Source organism: Maribacter ulvicola, from assembly GCF_900155985.1.
In the GTDB taxonomy this organism is placed as follows: domain Bacteria; phylum Bacteroidota; class Bacteroidia; order Flavobacteriales; family Flavobacteriaceae; genus Maribacter; species Maribacter ulvicola.
Genome location: NZ_FTMA01000001.1, coordinates 1,646,102 through 1,664,709 on the forward strand (window position 1 = coordinate 1,646,102; position 18,608 = coordinate 1,664,709).

At 36.2% G+C, this 18,608-nt stretch carries 16 protein-coding genes; 6 read left to right on the plus strand and 10 right to left on the minus strand.

The features are described 5' to 3' along the window. Positions 1–73: 73 nt before the first annotated feature. Positions 74–1,747: an asparagine synthase B gene (asnB, locus tag BW936_RS07085; protein ID WP_076547638.1), complete on the plus strand. Its 1,674-nt coding sequence runs from the start codon at positions 74–76 to the stop codon at positions 1,745–1,747. A gap of 79 nt (positions 1,748–1,826) precedes the next feature. On the opposite strand, the gene BW936_RS07090 is transcribed toward asnB, so the two are convergent. Continuing rightward, entirely contained in the window at positions 1,827–2,012 is a 186-nt protein-coding gene (locus BW936_RS07090) for a CsbD family protein (RefSeq protein WP_076547639.1), read from the minus strand. Positions 2,013–2,398: 386 nt separating this feature from the next. Between BW936_RS07090 and gyrB the strand changes: the two genes are divergently transcribed. Continuing rightward, entirely contained in the window at positions 2,399–4,339 is a 1,941-nt protein-coding gene (gyrB, locus tag BW936_RS07095) for a DNA topoisomerase (ATP-hydrolyzing) subunit B (protein WP_076547640.1), read from the plus strand. Positions 4,340–4,738: 399 nt separating this feature from the next. On the opposite strand, the gene BW936_RS07100 is transcribed toward gyrB, so the two are convergent. After that, the gene (locus BW936_RS07100; RefSeq protein WP_076547641.1) at positions 4,739–5,116 is read right to left on the minus strand and encodes a hypothetical protein; all 378 of its coding nucleotides are present in this window, start codon (positions 5,114–5,116) and stop codon (positions 4,739–4,741) included. 290 nt (positions 5,117–5,406) lie between these two features. On the opposite strand from BW936_RS07100, the gene BW936_RS07105 reads away from it, so the two are divergent. From BW936_RS07105 to secDF, 3 genes are all read left to right on the plus strand, one after another. Next, entirely contained in the window at positions 5,407–6,333 is a 927-nt protein-coding gene (locus BW936_RS07105) for a malate dehydrogenase (protein WP_076547642.1), read from the plus strand. A gap of 136 nt (positions 6,334–6,469) precedes the next feature. Further along, positions 6,470–7,087, plus strand: a complete 618-nt coding sequence (locus BW936_RS07110) for a hypothetical protein (protein WP_076547643.1) — start codon at positions 6,470–6,472, stop codon at positions 7,085–7,087. A gap of 109 nt (positions 7,088–7,196) precedes the next feature. After that, the gene (gene secDF, locus BW936_RS07115) at positions 7,197–10,184 is read left to right on the plus strand and encodes a protein translocase subunit SecDF (RefSeq protein ID WP_076547644.1); all 2,988 of its coding nucleotides are present in this window, start codon (positions 7,197–7,199) and stop codon (positions 10,182–10,184) included. A gap of 70 nt (positions 10,185–10,254) precedes the next feature. Here the strand turns inward: secDF and BW936_RS07120 are convergent, their stop codons facing one another. The 7 genes from BW936_RS07120 to exaC form a co-directional block, all read right to left on the minus strand. Next, complete coding sequence (locus tag BW936_RS07120) at positions 10,255–11,481, minus strand: ATP-binding cassette domain-containing protein (protein ID WP_076547645.1); 1,227 nt, start codon at positions 11,479–11,481, stop codon at positions 10,255–10,257. Continuing rightward, the gene (locus tag BW936_RS07125; protein WP_076547646.1) at positions 11,482–12,003 is read right to left on the minus strand and encodes a GNAT family N-acetyltransferase; all 522 of its coding nucleotides are present in this window, start codon (positions 12,001–12,003) and stop codon (positions 11,482–11,484) included. Between the two features lie 30 nt (positions 12,004–12,033). Then, positions 12,034–12,525 (minus strand): DUF192 domain-containing protein, encoded by a 492-nt coding sequence (locus tag BW936_RS07130; protein WP_317042879.1) that lies wholly within the window; start codon positions 12,523–12,525, stop codon positions 12,034–12,036. Between the two features lie 2 nt (positions 12,526–12,527). Continuing rightward, positions 12,528–13,490, minus strand: a complete 963-nt coding sequence (gene lgt / locus BW936_RS07135; protein WP_076547648.1) for a prolipoprotein diacylglyceryl transferase — start codon at positions 13,488–13,490, stop codon at positions 12,528–12,530. A gap of 270 nt (positions 13,491–13,760) precedes the next feature. Next, positions 13,761–13,994, minus strand: coding sequence for a membrane protein insertion efficiency factor YidD (gene yidD / locus BW936_RS07140; RefSeq protein WP_394333575.1), 234 nt, complete (start codon positions 13,992–13,994; stop codon positions 13,761–13,763). Positions 13,995–14,095: 101 nt separating this feature from the next. Next, positions 14,096–14,470 (minus strand): DUF779 domain-containing protein, encoded by a 375-nt coding sequence (locus tag BW936_RS07145; RefSeq protein ID WP_076547650.1) that lies wholly within the window; start codon positions 14,468–14,470, stop codon positions 14,096–14,098. A gap of 12 nt (positions 14,471–14,482) precedes the next feature. Beyond that, positions 14,483–16,006: an acetaldehyde dehydrogenase ExaC gene (gene exaC, locus BW936_RS07150; protein WP_076547651.1), complete on the minus strand. Its 1,524-nt coding sequence runs from the start codon at positions 16,004–16,006 to the stop codon at positions 14,483–14,485. A 193-nt stretch (positions 16,007–16,199) separates the two neighbouring features. Here exaC and BW936_RS07155 point away from each other — a divergent pair, with 193 nt between their 5' ends. After that, entirely contained in the window at positions 16,200–17,123 is a 924-nt protein-coding gene (locus tag BW936_RS07155; RefSeq protein WP_244156176.1) for an AraC family transcriptional regulator, read from the plus strand. On the opposite strand, the gene cysS is transcribed toward BW936_RS07155, so the two are convergent. Beyond that, positions 17,120–18,598 carry a cysteine--tRNA ligase gene (gene cysS / locus BW936_RS07160; RefSeq protein WP_076547652.1) on the minus strand — a complete coding sequence of 493 codons (1,479 nt, stop codon included), beginning with the start codon at positions 18,596–18,598 and terminating at the stop codon, positions 17,120–17,122. The genes BW936_RS07155 and cysS overlap by 4 nt on opposite strands. Positions 18,599–18,608 lie beyond the last annotated feature (10 nt).

Consider the following 18,608-nt stretch of genomic DNA (forward strand, 5'->3'; position numbering starts at 1 on the left):
TAATTGTAATTTATGTTTGTTAATTGAAACAATGAATCGATATTTGTATTCGAAATGATATAATAATTAGATTATGTGTGGAATAGTATGTGCATTTGATGTGAAGGAAAGTACCGAGGTACTTAGACCTCAGCTTTTAGAAATGTCAAAGAAAATAAGACATAGAGGTCCAGACTGGAGTGGAATCTATGCAGATGATAAAGCAATTCTGGCGCACGAGCGTTTGGCTATTGTAGATCCAGCTTCTGGAAAACAACCTTTATTGAGTCCTAATGGTAAATTGATATTGGCCGCTAACGGTGAAATATATAATCATAGAGAATTACGTAAGCAGTTTGACGGTAAGTATGACTTTAAAACAGCATCTGATTGCGAGGTTATTTTGGCGCTATATCAAGAAAAAGGAGTAGATTTTTTAGATGATTTGAACGGTATATTTGGTTTTACTATTTATGATGCCGATAAAGATGAATATTTTGTGGCTCGTGACCATATGGGAATTATTCCTTTATATATGGGTTGGGATAAAAACGGTACATTCTATGTAGCATCAGAATTAAAAGCATTAGAAGGTACATGCACGAAAATTGAATTATTTCCTCCTGGACATTATTTACATAGCTCTGACGGTGAATTAAAAAAATGGTACACTAGAGATTGGATGGAGTATGATGCGGTTAAGGACAACGAAACTAGCATTCAAGAAGTAAAAGAAGCTTTAGAAGCGGCGGTTCATAGACAGTTAATGTCTGATGTACCTTATGGTGTATTGTTATCAGGGGGCTTAGATTCTTCTGTAACTTCGGCAATTGCAAAGAAATATGCACAAAAACGTATTGAAAGTGGTGATACTACAGATGCTTGGTACCCACAATTGCACTCTTTCTCTGTGGGTCTAGAGGGTTCACCAGATTTAGCTGCGGCAAAAAGGGTAGCAGATCATATCGGTACCGTGCACCACGAGATTAAATTTACTATTCAAGAAGGTTTAGATGCGGTTAAAGATGTTATCTATAACATAGAAACGTATGATATTACCACCATTCGTTCTTCTACACCAATGTATTTAATGGCACGTGTTATTAAGTCTATGGGTATTAAGATGGTATTGTCCGGTGAAGGTGCGGATGAATTGTTTGGAGGCTATTTATATTTTCATAAAGCACCAAATGCACAAGAGTTTCATGAAGAAACCGTACGTAAATTAGATAAGCTTCATATGTACGATTGTTTACGAGCTAATAAAAGTTTAGCCGCTTGGGGGATAGAAGGTCGTGTACCATTCTTAGACAAGGAATTTATGGATGTTGCCATGCGTATTAACCCGCAGGATAAAATGATCAATGGCGAACGTATGGAGAAATGGGTGGTTCGTAAGGCATTTGAAGATATGATACCGGAAAGCGTAGCGTGGAGGCAAAAAGAACAGTTTAGTGACGGTGTTGGTTACAGTTGGATCGATACCTTAAAAGAATTGGTCGATAAAGAAATAACAGATGAGCAAATTAAGAATGCGGCATTTCGTTTTCCTATCAACACACCGTTGAATAAGGAGGAGTATTACTATAGAACTATTTTTGAAGGACATTTTCCTAGTGATGCTGCGGCATTGAGTGTGCCACAAGAAGCAAGTGTAGCTTGTAGTACGGCAACAGCTTTAGAATGGGATGAGGCGTTTAAGAATATGAATGACCCGTCTGGTAGAGCAATTGCTAATGTTCATGATGAAGCATATGTTAAACAATAGGGTTTGAATTAGTCATTATATCTATTGTAAAACCCCGTCTATTATGTAGACGGGGTTACTTTTTTTAAACGAACAAAGATTAAATATCATTGATCATCTTTCTTAGTTTCTCTTTAGATTCTCCAGTTTTTTCTTGGATTCTTCCTAATAGTTCGTCAGATTTACCTTCTGCGTAGGTAAGATCATCTTCGGTAAGGTTACCATATTGTTGTTTTAATTTTCCTTTGGCTATATTCCACTTTCCTTTAAATTGTTCCTCGTTCATAATAGATTATTTTAAGATTATGACTCTAAATTAACATTCATATCTAAAGTAAATCTTAATATTTCCCTATAAACAGCAATAGCGCAAATAATCAGTTTTATCCCGTTAATTTCAGCTACAAAAGGTTAGCATTGCGCCAATAATAATGTAAATTTTGATACGATCATAGCTGTTTTGCCCAGTATTAGATTAGATGAGGTGTTCAGTTTGTGCACTTCCATTTAGGGCTGGTTTATAATTTGTAGTGCTATTTAATGCTTGATGGTTAATTTTCCACAATCATTGTTGATAACTTGCTTTTGTCCAATGCTTAAAAGGCTATATTTTATGGGGTATTGCGTATATTTGTAAGATTGCAAAATTTGAAGTAAAACAACCTTAATTTTATGAGCGAAGAAGCAAATAAGAAAAATTATTCGGCAGATAGTATTCAGGCCTTAGAGGGTATGGAGCATGTACGTATGCGTCCATCCATGTATATAGGTGATGTTGGGGTCCGTGGTTTGCACCATTTGGTATATGAAGTAGTGGATAACTCTATTGATGAGGCTATGGGTGGTCATTGCGATACCATTAGCGTAATCATAAACGAAGATAACTCCATTACCACAAAGGATAACGGTAGGGGTATTCCTGTTGATCTGCATAAAAAAGAAGGTGTATCTGCATTACAGGTTGTAATGACCAAAATTGGTGCAGGTGGTAAATTCGATAAAGATTCTTATAAGGTTTCTGGTGGTCTTCACGGTGTAGGTGTTTCTTGTGTAAATGCATTGTCTGATCATTTATCGGCAACGGTATATAGGGAAGGTGTTATTTGGCAACAAGAATACTCTAGAGGTAAGGCTTTGTATCCTGTAAAGAGAATAGGAGAAACTACAGAGAGAGGTACAGAGGTAACCTTTCATCCAGATGATACCATATTCACTCAATCTATAGAATATAGTTACGAAACGTTGGCAAATAGAATGCGTGAGCTTTCTTTCTTGAACAAAGGAGTGACTATTAGTATTACAGATAAGCGTCAGAAAGATGAAAAAGGAGAATATGTTGGAGAAACATTCTTTTCTAATGAAGGTTTAAAGGAATTTGTCAAGTTTTTAGATGGTAACCGTGAGTCTTTGATAGAAGGGGTTATTGCTATGGAAGGGGAAAAGAATGATATTCCTGTAGAAGTGGCTATGATCTATAATACGAGTTATACGGAGAACCTACATTCTTATGTAAATAATATTAATACACATGAAGGTGGTACGCATTTATCAGGATTTAGAAGAGGTTTAACTTCTACCCTAAAGAAATATGCGGATGCTTCTGGAATGTTAGATAAATTAAAGTTTGAAATTCAAGGAGATGATTTCCGTGAAGGTTTAACGGCAATTGTGTCGGTTAAAGTATCGGAACCTCAGTTTGAAGGTCAGACGAAAACGAAATTAGGCAACCGAGAGGTTTCTTCGGCAGTAAGTCAGGCGGTGTCTGAAATGCTGACAAATTATTTAGAAGAGCATCCAGACGATGCTAAAACTATTGTTCAAAAAGTAATTCTTGCAGCACAAGCTAGACATGCGGCTTCAAAAGCTCGTGAAATGGTTCAGCGTAAGAATGTAATGAGTGGAGGTGGTTTGCCCGGTAAATTATCGGATTGTTCTGAGCAGGATCCTGAAAAATGTGAAATATTCCTTGTAGAGGGAGATTCGGCAGGTGGTACTGCAAAAATGGGACGTGATCGTAATTTTCAGGCGATTCTACCATTAAGAGGTAAGATTTTGAACGTTGAGAAAGCTATGCAACATAAAGTTTTTGAAAACGAAGAAATCAAGAATATGTATACTGCTTTGGGAGTAACCATTGGTACCGAAGAGGATAGTAAAGCTTTAAATCTGGATAAACTAAGATATCATAAGGTGGTCATCATGTGTGATGCCGATGTTGATGGTAGCCATATCGAAACCTTAATATTGACCTTCTTCTTCCGTTACATGAGAGAATTGGTAGAGCAAGGATATATTTATATTGCTACACCTCCTTTATACTTAGTAAAAAAAGGACAGAAAAAGAGATATGCTTGGAGTGATAAAGAGCGAGACGAAATTGCAGATAGCTATAGTGGGGGAGTAAGTATTCAACGTTATAAAGGTCTTGGTGAAATGAACGCCGAGCAACTGTGGGATACTACTATGAATCCGGAGTTTAGAACATTGCGTCAAATACAAATAGACAATGCTACTGAAACTGATCGTGTTTTCTCAATGCTTATGGGTGATGAAGTACCACCAAGAAGAGAGTTTATAGAGAAAAATGCTGTTTATGCAAACATTGACACATAGAAAATATCAATTACATAACAAAAACCTGCGCCTACAGCGCAGGTTTTTTAGTTTTAGATAAAATTGAAACTACGAAGATTCTTTTTCAATTACTTATAATGTATATGGTGTAACCGGTAATTTTGGTATTAAACTAAAATTAGGTTTCTTTAGGCGGTATGGCGAGTAGGGTTTAGGGGCGTTTAATACCGTAACAGTTGGTATGAACTTAGGTTTTAAATAAACTGGAAATGATAAAAGTATAGTAGGTAGTAGAGGAGTAATAAAATAGTATTCAAGTTGATCTAAAGCTAGGTTTTAGACATTAGCTTACTTGAATTTCAGGCACCAAGATGTATTTAAAAAAGACTGCCCAGATCCCTCCGGACAGCCTTTTTCCCATGGCCCTGTTAAAATTGTTTATTCTCTTGTAGCCAATGTAGCTCCATCTTTCTTTTCAAGATAGAAACCATGTTCAATTTCTTGAATGGTAATTACATTGTTGGGTTTGCCGTTAAGACCTTTGTACTCAATAGTATAAGTGTTGCCTTGTTTGGACCAGTTGAAATCAGTTTTTAAGGTAATGGTGGTTCCTTTAATTTCATGATACCTTCCTAGGAAAACATCATTGAATATCCATTCTTGACGAATAGTTTGTTTTGCCGAGTTTTCAGGGGTAAAGTTTTTAGATTGTGACCAAATCCCTATGATAGGGTCGGTGTTATGTTCTATACGAGAACAGTTCGCAAGAAACACAATAGCACATATAGCTAACAAAGAGAGGAACTTCTTAGTCATAAGTAGGTTAATTTAATTTTGGATTTGGGATCCACAGTATTTAACGTGACTAATTTTGGGTTATTATTTTAATTCGATGTACGGTCACTTTTTGGCCACTTCTTCGTTAAAGCGCATTATTTTTTAACAAAATGTGCATTTTATCGATGTTTTCAAAGCCTTTTCATCCCAATTAAATCAATCCCTCCATAGCATAATTCGTCAATAAATACCTATTTTTGGAACAGAAATTCAATAAACATAAAGTGGACATTCCATTTTGTATATAATAATTCATAAAATAGAAATAAATGAAAGTTACAGTTGTAGGTGCTGGTGCAGTAGGTGCTAGTTGTGCAGAATACATTGCCATTAAAGATTTTGCTTCAGAAGTCGTTATTTTAGATATTAAAGAAGGTTATGCTGAAGGTAAGGCAATGGATTTAATGCAAACTGCATCGTTGAACGGATTCGATACTAAAATTACAGGTAGTACAAGTGATTATGCTAAGACAGCAGATAGCCATATTGCTGTGATTACTTCTGGTATTCCAAGAAAACCAGGTATGACAAGAGAAGAGTTGATAGGTATTAATGCAGGTATCGTTAAAACCGTTTCTAGTAATTTATTAGAGCATTCACCTAACGTTATCATAATAGTAGTTAGTAACCCAATGGATACTATGACCTATTTAGTTCATAAAACTACTGGTTTGCCTAAAAATAGGATTATTGGTATGGGCGGTGCTTTAGATAGCGCGCGTTTTAAGTATCGTTTGGCAGAAGCTATGGAAGCTCCTATTTCTGATATTGACGGTATGGTAATAGGTGGTCATAGTGATAAAGGTATGGTGCCTTTAACTTCTCATGCCACAAGAAACAGTATTCGTGTATCTGAATTTTTATCTGATGAAAGATTAGAGCAAGTTGCTGCCGATACTAAAGTTGGTGGTGCTACTTTAACAGGATTGTTAGGTACAAGTGCATGGTATGCTCCAGGTGCTGCAGTTTCTGCTTTAGTTCAAGCTATCGCGTGTGATCAAAAGAAAATGTTCCCTTGTTCTACAATGCTAGAAGGAGAATATGGTTTAAATGATATCTGTATAGGTGTACCGGTAATCTTAGGAAAAAATGGAATTGAAAAAATAGTGGATATTCCTTTAAGTGATGCAGAAAAAGCAAAAATGCAGGAAAGTGCAGAGGGTGTTACTAAAACTAATGGTCTATTAGAGTTATAATTAGACTTTTTAATTCATAAAATAAACCCTCTATGGCTAGGCTATAGAGGGTTTGTTTATATAAGAAGATAGGCTTCAGGTACATATATTGTAGAAAATATACTACCTAGCATTTTTTTATTTTTATATTTGCCGCATGAATGCAAAATGGTGCGTAAGTACTTTATTTATTATTCTAGCCTTAATAGGGCTAAGTCAAGAGCAACTGAAAGCTTCTAATCAGCAGATTGTATTACAATTTGTAAATGTAGAAGTAGCTTCGGAAGCTGCTCATGATGAGATTTTGGCAGTAATCACCAAGAAATTGGAAATTTTAGGTGTTGATGATGTCAAAATCATTGAAAATGACGGTACGCAATTAAGTATTCGTTATTACAGCGATGTTGATGCGCTTAGTGTTAAGGAATTTCTTTCTAACGAAAATCAATCGGCATCCAGCAATGAAGAGGAGTTTCCTTTAGATTATCCAAAAGAACAACTTCCGGAAACGTATAATTTAGTAGTATCTGATCTGCATCAACAAGCGGATACCGGGGTTATTTTAAACGCGACTCTTGTTGCGGTTCAAAAGCAAAATTCTAAAAAAATAACTGACCCGGTATTTTTGCCGTTTAGTAATGCCGTAGTTTTGGGACCAGATGCCATTGTTGAGGTAGCTCTTAAAATCAATACAACTATTGCGATTACAATAGATAACACTTCACAAATAATTCCAGAAGTAAGGGCAGGACCTTGCACATGGGGAAATAGCTAATTTCCGATATCATATACTAAGTAGCATAATTACTTTTTGTAAAAGTAAGCTACCCTGGTTTTTACCATACAAACGATCATAATCAACATAAATTAAATAAACTATTAAAATGCAAAACAAAGGACTTATAAAGCTGTTTGCTTTATTATTTGGGTTAGTTAGTATTTACCAGCTATCCTATACTTTCGTAACTAGTAAAGTAGAAAAAGAAGCGAACACTTTCGCTGCTAGCCGTATATCTGAATCTGAAGAAGGATATGTATCTAAAAGAGAAGTGGCAGCTGCTAGCTATCTTGACTCTATTGGTAATAATCCTGTATTAGGATATACTAATTACAATGAAGCTAAAAAGAAAGAACTGAACAAAGGTCTTGACCTTAAAGGAGGTATCAACGTTACCTTACAGATTTCTATTAAGGATATCCTTAAAGGATTGGCCAATAACACCAAAAGCCCAGTATTCAATAAAGCGTTAGCAGATGCAGATGCTGCGGCAAGTAATAGCGATGACACGTATATCGATTTGTTTTTTGAAGCTTTCGATAATATCAAAGGAGATACTAAATTAGCTTCACCAGAGATCTTCGCTAACAAAGGTCTTAGTGATGAAATTAACTTTCAAATGTCTGATGATGAGGTGAAGCCTATCATCCGTAGAAAAATAGATGAATCTATCGTTTCTGCTTTTGAGGTATTAAGAGAGCGTATAGATGGTTTTGGTGTAACACAGCCAAACATTCAAAGAGAAGGTAACTCTGGTCGTATTTTGGTTGAATTACCAGGTGCTAGAGATATTGCTCGTGCACAAGATCTTTTATCAAGTACTGCCCAATTAGAATTTTGGGAAACCTACAAGCAAAGTAATACTAGCTTTAGTACGTTCCTTATTCAAGCGAACGAGAAATTAAAAACGATTGTTGAGGTTAAGCAACCAGAACAAATCAAAGAAGAGTCTGAATTAGATTCTTTATTATCTGACGTTTCTGCTGATTCTTTAGATTTAGCGGCACAGGTAAATCCATTATACGAGTTGTTGATTCCTGCAAACCCGGGATCAAACGCCATGTTCCGTGCTGCAATTAAGGATACGGCAACTATTGGTTCTTACTTAAGAATGCCGGAAATTAGAAGGTTGTTGCCTGCTGATATTCAGTTTACAAAATTTGTGTGGGAAAGACCCTCTACAGAAGATACTGAAGTTATCGATTTATATGCGTTAAAATCTAACCGCGATGGTACACCAAGAATTAGTGGTGATGTAGTAAGTGATGCTAGAGCAGATTTCGATCAGTTCAGTAAGCCTGCTGTATCCATGACTATGAATACTAAGGGTGCTAAAGAATGGGAAAAATTAACAGGAGATGCTTACACGAATCAGACTGGTATTGCTATTGTTTTAGATAACAAAGTATATACTGCTCCTGGTGTTTCTTCTGGTCCTATATCTGGTGGTCGATCAGAAATTACGGGTGACTTTACCGTAAACGAAACAAAAGATATTTCTAACGTTCTTAGGGCTGGTAAACTTCCTGCTTCTGCTGAAATCATTCAATCAGAAATTGTTGGTCCTTCATTGGGTCAAGAAGCTATTGATAGTGGTTTTATGTCTTTCTTAATCGCTTTTGTAATCGTTCTTTTATGGATGGTTGCTTACTACGGTAAAGCTGGTGTATTTGCTGATATCGCTTTAATGTTGAACATCTTATTGATTTTTGGTGTATTAACGAGCTTAAATGCGGTATTGACTTTACCAGGGATTGCCGGTATTGTTTTAACACTTGGTATGTCTGTCGATGCTAACGTACTGATCTTTGAGCGTATTAAAGAAGAGTTGGCAAAAGGTAAGGGTAAGAGCCAAGCTGTAGCTGATGGTTTTGGTAATGCATTGTCTTCTATTTTAGATGCGAACATTACAACAGGTTTAACTGCGGTAATCTTATTTATTTTTGGATCAGGTCCAATTAAAGGTTTCGCAACTACTTTGCTTATTGGTATTATAACATCTTTATTTACAGCAATATTCATCACTCGTTTGTTAATTGACTGGTATATTAGTGGAAAAGGTAGAAGTTTGGATTTCTCTACTGGTATCACTAAAAACCTTTTCAAGGGAATTAATGTTGATTTCTTGGCGAAGAGAAAAATTGCTTACGTCATATCTGGAATTTTAATAGCAGTTGGTTTATTCTCATTGTTAGCAGGCCCAGGATTACAAAAAGGGGTAGATTTTATTGGTGGACGTTCCTATACGGTTCGTTTTGAGCATCCTGTTAATCCTTCTGAAATTACATCAGAATTGAATACTGTGTTTGGCAGCGGAACAAATGTGAAAACATATGGTGAGTCTAACCAAGTAAAAATTACAACTCCTTATAAGGTAGATGTAGAAGGTATTGAAGTGGATACTGAAATTCAAGATAAACTATATACTTCGCTTCAAAAGTACTTGCCAGATGGTTTTAGTAAAGAGGCCTTTGTATTAGGTGGTGTTGATGAAGAAGCAGTTGGTATTTTGGCATCTGTAAAGGTTGGACCAACAATTGCGGATGATATTCAGAAAAATGCATTCTTGGCCATTTTAGGATCATTACTTGTAGTGTTTCTTTATATCTTACTTAGATTTAGAAGATGGCAATTCTCATTGGGTGCTGTTACGGCAGTATTCCATGATGTATTGATCGTACTAGGTGTATTCTCAATATTCGGTAAACTTATGCCATTTAACATGGAAATTGATCAAGCGTTTATTGCGGCAATACTAACCGTAATTGGTTACTCGCTGAATGATACCGTGGTAGTATTTGACCGTATTCGTGAAACTTTAGCTGAACGTGGCTGGAAAGGTGGTTCTAATATTAATTTTGCTATTAATACTACCTTAAGTAGAACATTGAATACCTCATTAACTACATTGGTCGTATTATTGGCAATCTTTATTTTTGGAGGTGAGTCTTTAAGAGGATTTATGTTTGCAATGATCGTTGGTGTGGTTATTGGTACCTACTCATCTGTATTTATTGCAACACCTGTAATGTTCGATGCATTGAGCAAGAATGTTACTTCTGGTGACGCTAAGCCAAGTGCTGAAGTAGAATAAATTTATAATTAACTCAAGTAAAAGGGCCGCTCATTTCTGAGCGGCCCTTTGTTTTTATAAGGCTTTCTTTTTATTTTATAATACCAGATGAACCATTTTTACCAGGTATAAGGTTTAAAGTCCGTTTCGGTTTTAGACCTTTTTCTTTTCTATGCGAAACGAAAATGATGGCGGTATCTGTTTCATTAGCGAACTTATTGACCAAGGCAACTAATAATCCGGCGGACTCATCATCCATACCTGCCGTGGGTTCATCTAAGATTAGAATTGGAGGTCTTTTGACAATGGCACGCGCGGTCATCACCAATCGTTGTTGACCGGTTGATAAAGTATTGAAATAGGTATGCTTTAAATCTTGTAAATTTAATAGAGTAAGCCATTGATTAACGATTCTTTTTTGCAACTCTGTTGGTATGGTGTAAAGCCCTACGGAGTCCGTTAAGCCAGAAATGAGCATATGTTCTATAGAATGCCTGCCATGAAATTTAAGTGTCATTGCCGGTGCGTAATAGCCAATTTTCTTTTTAATGTCCCACACACTTTCTCCGCTTCCCTTTTTATTCCCGAACAAATATATTTCTTGACCATATGCTTTTGGATTGTCACCAAATATCATGGAAAGCATAGTGGATTTACCACTGCCGTTTGCACCAGAAAGTTGCCAGAAATCGCCCTTCTTTACCGTCCAATTAATTGTGTTCAATATTTGTTTCTCACCATAGGAAATACTTACCTCCTTAAAGTCGATTAAGGTATCATCTAGGTTGGTAAAAGGCGTTGTGGATGCGGGAATATGTATGGAGTTAAATACTTCTTTAATTTCACTTTCATTAATTACAGCATCGTTTATAACCGAAAATTTATTTTTTTTAATACTACCAAAATGGTCAATAAATGAAAGGGTGTCTTCCTTTCTGCTGGCCAATTGAATAAAAGTAATGTCTTTGGAATGTTCTTGTAATATAGACTTCAGTGCTGATTGAAAAGCAATATCTAAATTATCAAAGGGATTATCTAGAATTATGTAATCTGGTTTTTCGTTCAACAAGTAATGAAGAAGTGCTCTTTTTTGTTCTCCACTAGACATGGTTTCTAGCGCTTGATGTTCAGAGCTAATGATTTTTTTGTCGTGCTTATCTTCCTCGTCAATAAGTTTGTCCAAGGTGAAAGCAGAAAATAAGCTGCCGGTTTTATCTTTGAATTCTTTAAGGTCAACAGGTATTCTACCATGTTGAAAATCTTTAATGAAACCTTTCTTGTCAGAATTGTTATCTAAATATATTACCCAATGATTCATTTATGCATCTATTCTAAAAATATGAACTTCGTTGTTATGGTAGGTGGTTGTGAAATCTAAAAACATGCCGTTTTTTAAAGCTGTTTTCTGCGAAGGAACATTGTTAACCTGTATGATAGAAATTAAACTCTTGGTCCAACCTTCTTGAAAAGCTATTTGTTTGCACTTTTGGGCCGCTTCAAAAGCAAAACCTTGTCGCCAATATTTGGGTAGTATGGAATAGCCTATTTCAAATTCTTTCTTGCCAGCTACTTCTTGAAGCAGCACTCCGCAAAGACCCACAAATGTATTTGTGTTCTTTAGAAACAGGGCATTCATGCCGCCCAAATTTTTAGCATAGCGCTCAAATATTCTATTAAATTGTTGTTGGCAGGCTTCTTTAGGATTTTTTGGTAATCCTACCCAATATTGGCTACTTAATGGTTCTTCATGAAAGGGTAGCCAATTTTCAAAATCTGATGGCTGTACTTCTTTAAAAAGTAAGCGTTCAGATTCTTCATTGAATAATACATACTCTGGCATTATGCTATACTAAAATATAAAGTGCAGTAATTATTTTCTGCTAAAACTAATACTGTCACCAACAGATAGTCCCAATTCTTGTGTTAGACCACCGTTGACTTCCAAAACATATTTAATAGGAACTTGAGATGATAGACCAGCTTCATTTAGTGGTTGCGCATTTTCTTGAAAACTAGCAATTTTTAAATCTTCTTTTATATAGATGATATCTAGAGGAAACTCTGTGTTCTTCATGTAAAAAGAGTGTATTCTCTCATCAGGAAAAATAAATAACATCCCTTGATTGGCATCCATTCCCTTGCGGTACATGAGTCCCGTTTGTGTTTCGTAATCTGTTTCTGCAAATTCAATATTAAAATTTGTCTTTACGGTATTACTCGCATTTAAAAAGATGGTTAAATCTCCTTCATAGGTAAAATTTATGCTTTGAGTGGCAATAGTATTTTTTGATGCTTCTTTACAGGAAAAAAGTAGCAGTGCTACGACCATTATAAAAATTGAATTTGTATGTGTCGTCTTCAATATTATATAGTTTTTGTCTTTCTGAACATGAAGTAGAACCCTATAAGAATAAAAGGAATACTTAACCATTGACCGGTTGAAAGTAAACCTAAAGATTCTTCAAAACCACCTTGACTTTTCTTAACGAATTCAGCAAAGAAACGAACCGTCCATAATAACACAAAGAACAACCCAAATAGGTAACCAGGCTTATTCTTCTTGTCAGTCTTCCAGTACAGGAAATACAATAGAACAAAGATGCAAAGGTAGCCTATACCTTCGTATAATTGTGCTGGGTGACGGTATGGTATTTCAGCTAAATACTGAGAAAATTGTGGGTTATTTTCTATGGCTGCATATGCGGCATTAACAGTTTTTTCTTGTGTAATGCCCAATGCTTTTGATGGATGCAAGTCGTCTGAATCACGAATGAATTTTGTAGCGAAAATGAAATTTTCATCTACCACTTTTCCGTTGATTTCAGAATTGAAAAAATTACCTAAACGTACGCAAAAGCAACCGATTGCTACAGGTATGGTCATTCTGTCAAATATCCAAAGCATTTTAAATTCCGGATATTTTCTAGTGTACAGATACGTACCGATAATAATACCGATAGTTGCGCCGTGACTAGCTAAACCTGCGAAACCCGTAAATTCATAACCACTTATTAAGCCAAATAATAAACTACCAGATGCACTTTCGCGAACGGGAATTAAAATTTCTATAAGATGGTTAGCGTAGTAAGCCCAGTCATAAAAGAATACATGACCTAATCTTGCCCCAAGCATAGTGCTTAAAACGGTGTATATAAAAAGGGAATCTAATTGCTCAACTGATTTTTTTTCGTTGAGGAATATCTTTTTCATTATATACCAACCTAAAGCAAAAGCGGTGATCCATAGAAGATTGTAGTACTTTATTTGTATGAATCCGATGTTGAAAAGTGTCTCATTCGGATTCCAAGTAATTCCTAAAAAATGCATGTGTTGAATTTTGAAAGGCTAAGATAATAAAATAGAAATCTACCTAGGCTTTAGAATGTGGAAATTGGTTTTGGTATAGGTTAAAAGAGCGTTAAGATTATAGATTATACATTAAGTGAAATATAGAATAGAATAGAATAGAATACGGAGTATAGAAAATAGGTGTTAGAAAAAGAAAAACTTAGTTATTTGACTATATCATAAGTTTATGAGCAACTGAACTTTTAATTGTAACCAGCCTTAATTTGCGAATTTGAATTTGAACTTTACTTAAGGAACAGGGTCGTATCCTTTTCCACCCCAAGGGTTGCAGCTGAAGATTCGTTTGGTCGCCATCCATCCTCCTTTAAACAAACCATGTTTTTTTAATGCTTCAAGTGTATACTGAGAGCAAGTAGGGGAGTACCTACATGTAGCTGGGGTATAAGGGGAAATTGCTACTTGGTACAACCGAACTAGAAATACGAAGGGAGCAATAAGAATTTTTTTTAATGAGATTTTCACGATGATAAATTGATAGTACAAATTTACCATAAAATGGCTAACTACATAAAATTAGAAGTCCGGATGAGTTGCATCCGGACTTCTATTAAAATGGTTTCTGTTTAGGCACCTATTCTTATGGGTTCTAGATGTTCTGCCTCTTCTTCAGAATACAATCTAGATTTTATTAAAAATCGAAGTCCTAACGGAATCTCCAAGGAAAAACTAGAACCAATGCCAGGTACTACATCAACCGTTAGTTGGGTGTGTTTCCAATATTCAAATTGATCTCTAGACATATGAAAATCGCATCCTTCTATACTGCCTAGCCAAACATCATTGGCATCTAGCATTAAATCGCCTTTTTCAAAACACATGGGCGATGAGCCATCACAACAGCCACCACTTTGGTGAAACATAAGTTCGCCATGCTTGTCTTTCAGCTGAGCAATGATTTCAGCCGCTTTTTCGGTTACCAATACTCTTTTTGTTTTCATCGTAATTCGTTTCTAAAAGAATCCCATTTTTTTCTTATCATAAGAGATAAGCATGTTTTTGGTTTGGCGGTAATGTGCCAACATCATTTTATGGTTTTCCCTTCCTATACCAGATTTTTTATAGCCACCAAAAGGAGCATGAGCAGGGTATAAATGATAACAATTTACCCAAACTCTACCTGCCTTAATAGCTCTGGAAATTTGATAAGCTTGGTGCGTATCGCGCGTCCACACGCCGGCGCCTAAACCATACAAAGTGTCATTGGCAATTTCTATAGCTTCGGCTTCATCTTTAAAAGTGGTAACACAAAGTACAGGTCCAAAAATCTCTTCTTGGAAAACGCGCATTTTGTTATTTCCTTTTAAAATAGTGGGTTCTACATAGTAACCACCTTCCAAGCCTTCGTTATATGCTTGTGAACCACCAGTTAGTACCTCACAGCCTTCCTCTTTTCCTATTTTTATGTAACTAAGAATTTTCTCGAACTGATCGTTTGATGCTTGAGCACCCATCATGGTGTTAGGGTCTAACGGGTGCCCCATTTTAATCGCCTTGGTACGTTCTATTACACGTTCTATAAACTTGTCATAAATACTTTCTTGAACTAGCATACGTGACGGACAAGTACAAACCTCGCCTTGGTTTAAAGCAAACATATTGGCGCCTTCTAGGCATTTGTCAAAGAATTCATCATCGGCATCCATAATGCTCTCAAAGAATACATTCGGAGATTTACCGCCAAGTTCTAAGGTAACGGGAGTAATATTTTTAGATGCATATTGCATAATTAATTGCCCTGTAGTAGTTTCCCCGGTAAAGGCAATTTTATCAATTCTTGGACTAGAAGCTAATGGTTTACCTGCTTCGGCACCAAATCCGTTGACAACATTTAAAACACCGTTTGGTAGAATACCTTCAATAATTTCCATCAAAATTAAAATACCAACAGGAGTTTGTTCGGCAGGTTTTAAAACTACACAGTTACCGGCAGCCAACGCTGGAGCCAGTTTCCAAGTAGCCATTAATAGGGGAAAATTCCATGGAATAATTTGACCAACAACACCCAATGGTTCTGTAACATTTAAAGCCACTGTATTAGAATCCAATTCACTGACAGAGCCTTCTTCTGCTCTAATGACCCCTGCAAAATATCTAAAGTGATCTACTGCTAAAGGTAAATCTGCAGCACGGGTTTCGCGAATTGCTTTACCATTGTCCCACGTTTCTGCCCTGGCCAATACCTCAAGATTCTGTTCTATTTTATCGGCAATCTTTAAAAGCATATTGCTTCTTTCCGTCGCAGGTGACGTATTCCATGAGGGTGCTGCTTCCCAGGCGGCGTCAATGGCTTTGTCAATATCCTCGGCTGTGGATCTTGGTATTTTTGTAAATGATTTTCCGTCTACCGGAGAGATATTGTCAAAATATTCTCCTTTACTTGGTGCCACCCATTTTCCACCAATAAAATTTTCATATTGATTTTTGAATTTAGGTTTTTGCAGTACGTCTTTTTCTACAGTTGCTGTTGTGCTCATAACATATGATTTAAGTTAATAATGGAAGTTCAATCGTCTCAGGTATGCCAAAACGATTTTAAATGTACTTCTCATATACTCAAATCATCTGACGGATTATATGAATAATATGAACTATTCTATCATAAATTCATTTTATGATTTTTTTAAGCATATAATTTTGTAAATTTCTTAAAGTAAAATCAAAATAGTTGTGATTCAGTTAACTGATAATTTCTTTAATGGACGGCGATTGGAGACCATGGTCGAAAACCAAACCTCTTATACAATGAACAATGCTGCTATGCATGTTTTTGAAACACATGAGAAAGCAGCGAGTGTATTATTGCAGTTTGAGCAACCTGTTTTGGCAAGTATGATACAGGGAAAGAAGATTATGCACTTACGTGATTATGAATCTTTTGATTTTTTACCGGGCGAGTCCTTGGTTTTACCGGCAAATGAGGGAATGTGTATTGATTTTCCCGAAGCCATGGCTAAGAACCCTACCAGATGTTTGGCTATGGCTATTTCTGAAGATAAAATCAATAAGGTATTACAGTTCATGAACGAGAATATGCCCAAGAGTTCTAAAGAGGCATGGGGACTAATGGACTATAATTTTCATTTTGTAAATGACAGGGGCATATTTCAAATTATTCAACGACTATTGTTCTTATTTTCTGAAGATCACCCGTCTAAAGACTTTTTTGTGGATAATATGTTGCGTGAACTTATTATTCGCATTTTACAAACGAACGAGCGTAAAATATATAGTAATGCCACATTATCCATTAAAAAGGAGAGTAGGCTTACCGAGGTTATACGTTATATAAGAGATAATGTGCATAAATCACTAGATGTAAATAGTCTTAGTAAGATAGCGTGTATGAGTCCGTCGCATTTTTATAGAACCTTTAAATTAGAGCTTGGTATTTCTCCGGTAGCGTTTATAAACAACGAGCGCATAAAATTAGCCGTAGGTTTGTTGCAAGACCCTAAACGAAGCATAAAAGATGTATATCTTGATTGCGGATTTGAAAGTAGGTCTTACTTCAACAGGGTCTTTAAAACAAGGCAACATTTGGCACCCGGCGCATACCAGTCTAAGATTCAAAAAGCTACATATTTGGATTAAAGGCTATATGTAGTGCCTTCTTTACCATCTTTTAATTGAATACCTAGCGCTGCCAATTGGTCACGTATTTGGTCAGATGTGGCAAAATCTTTATTTTCCCTTGCTGATTTACGTAATTCGATCAATAATTCTACAACTCCTCCTAATTTTTCGGTATCGGCATCAGAACTACTTTTGTTCTCTAAACCTAAAACATCAAATACAAAACCGTGTAAAGTGTCTTCTAATTCTAGTTTGTCTTCTGCGGTAACAGATTCAGTACCTTCTTTAATGAGGTTAATATGCTTAACGGCATCAAACAATTTTGCAATTAAGATAGGAGTATTAAAATCATCGTTCATGGCAGCATAACAAGATGATTTCCAAGCGGCAATATCAAAACCGGTTGTTTTTCCGGTATTTAATGATTTTAAGCTGTTAATGGCTTCCATTAATTTATTGAAACCTTTTTCAGAAGCTAATAATGCATCATTACTCATGTCTAAAATACTGGTGTAATGTGCTTGCATCATAAAGAAACGCACCATAGATGGAGAGAAAGGCTTACTTAAAATCTCGTTTTCACCTGAAAATATTTCTCCTGGAAGAATGCTGTTTCCGGTAGATTTTGCCATTTTTCTTCCGTTCAAGGTCAGCATGTTGGCATGTAACCAATAGTTAACTGGGCTTTGGCCATTGCACGCTTCGGCCTGGGCAATTTCACATTCGTGGTGTGGAAATTTAAGATCCATTCCGCCTCCGTGAATATCAAAGGTCTCGCCCAAATATTTTGTACTCATAGCGGTACACTCTAAATGCCATCCAGGGAATCCATCGCCCCACGGTGAAGGCCAGCGCATAATATGTTGTGGTTCCGCTTTCTTCCACAAAGCAAAATCTTGTGGATTGTGCTTGTCGTCTTGGGCGGCTAGATCACGTGTGTTGGCAATCATGTCTTCAAGCTTACGCCCGCTTAGTTTACCGTACTCGTGATCTTGGTTGAATTTGGCGACATCAAAATATACGGAACCATTGGTTTCATACGCATATCCTTTTTCAAGTATATCCTTTATAATTTCAATCTGCTCTATTATATGACCGGTTGCCGTAGGCTCAATACTTGGAGGTAAGAAATTGAATTTCTCTAAAATATTATGGAAATCTACCGTATAACGTTGTACGACTTCCATAGGCTCTAATTTTTCTAAGCGTGCCTTTTTTGCAATTTTATCTTCGCCATCTTCAGCATCATCTACCAAATGACCCGCATCTGTAATATTACGAACATAGCGTACTTTGTAACCAAGATGTCTAAAGTATCTGAAGATCATATCAAAAGACATGAAAGTTCTGCAGTTTCCTAAATGCACATTGCTATACACGGTAGGTCCACAAACGTACATGCCTATGTGGCCTTCGTTAATGGGTTTGAAAACTTCTTTTTTTCCGGTGAGGGAATTATATACTTTGATTTCTTGACTTTCGTACAACTGCATGAAGCTATTT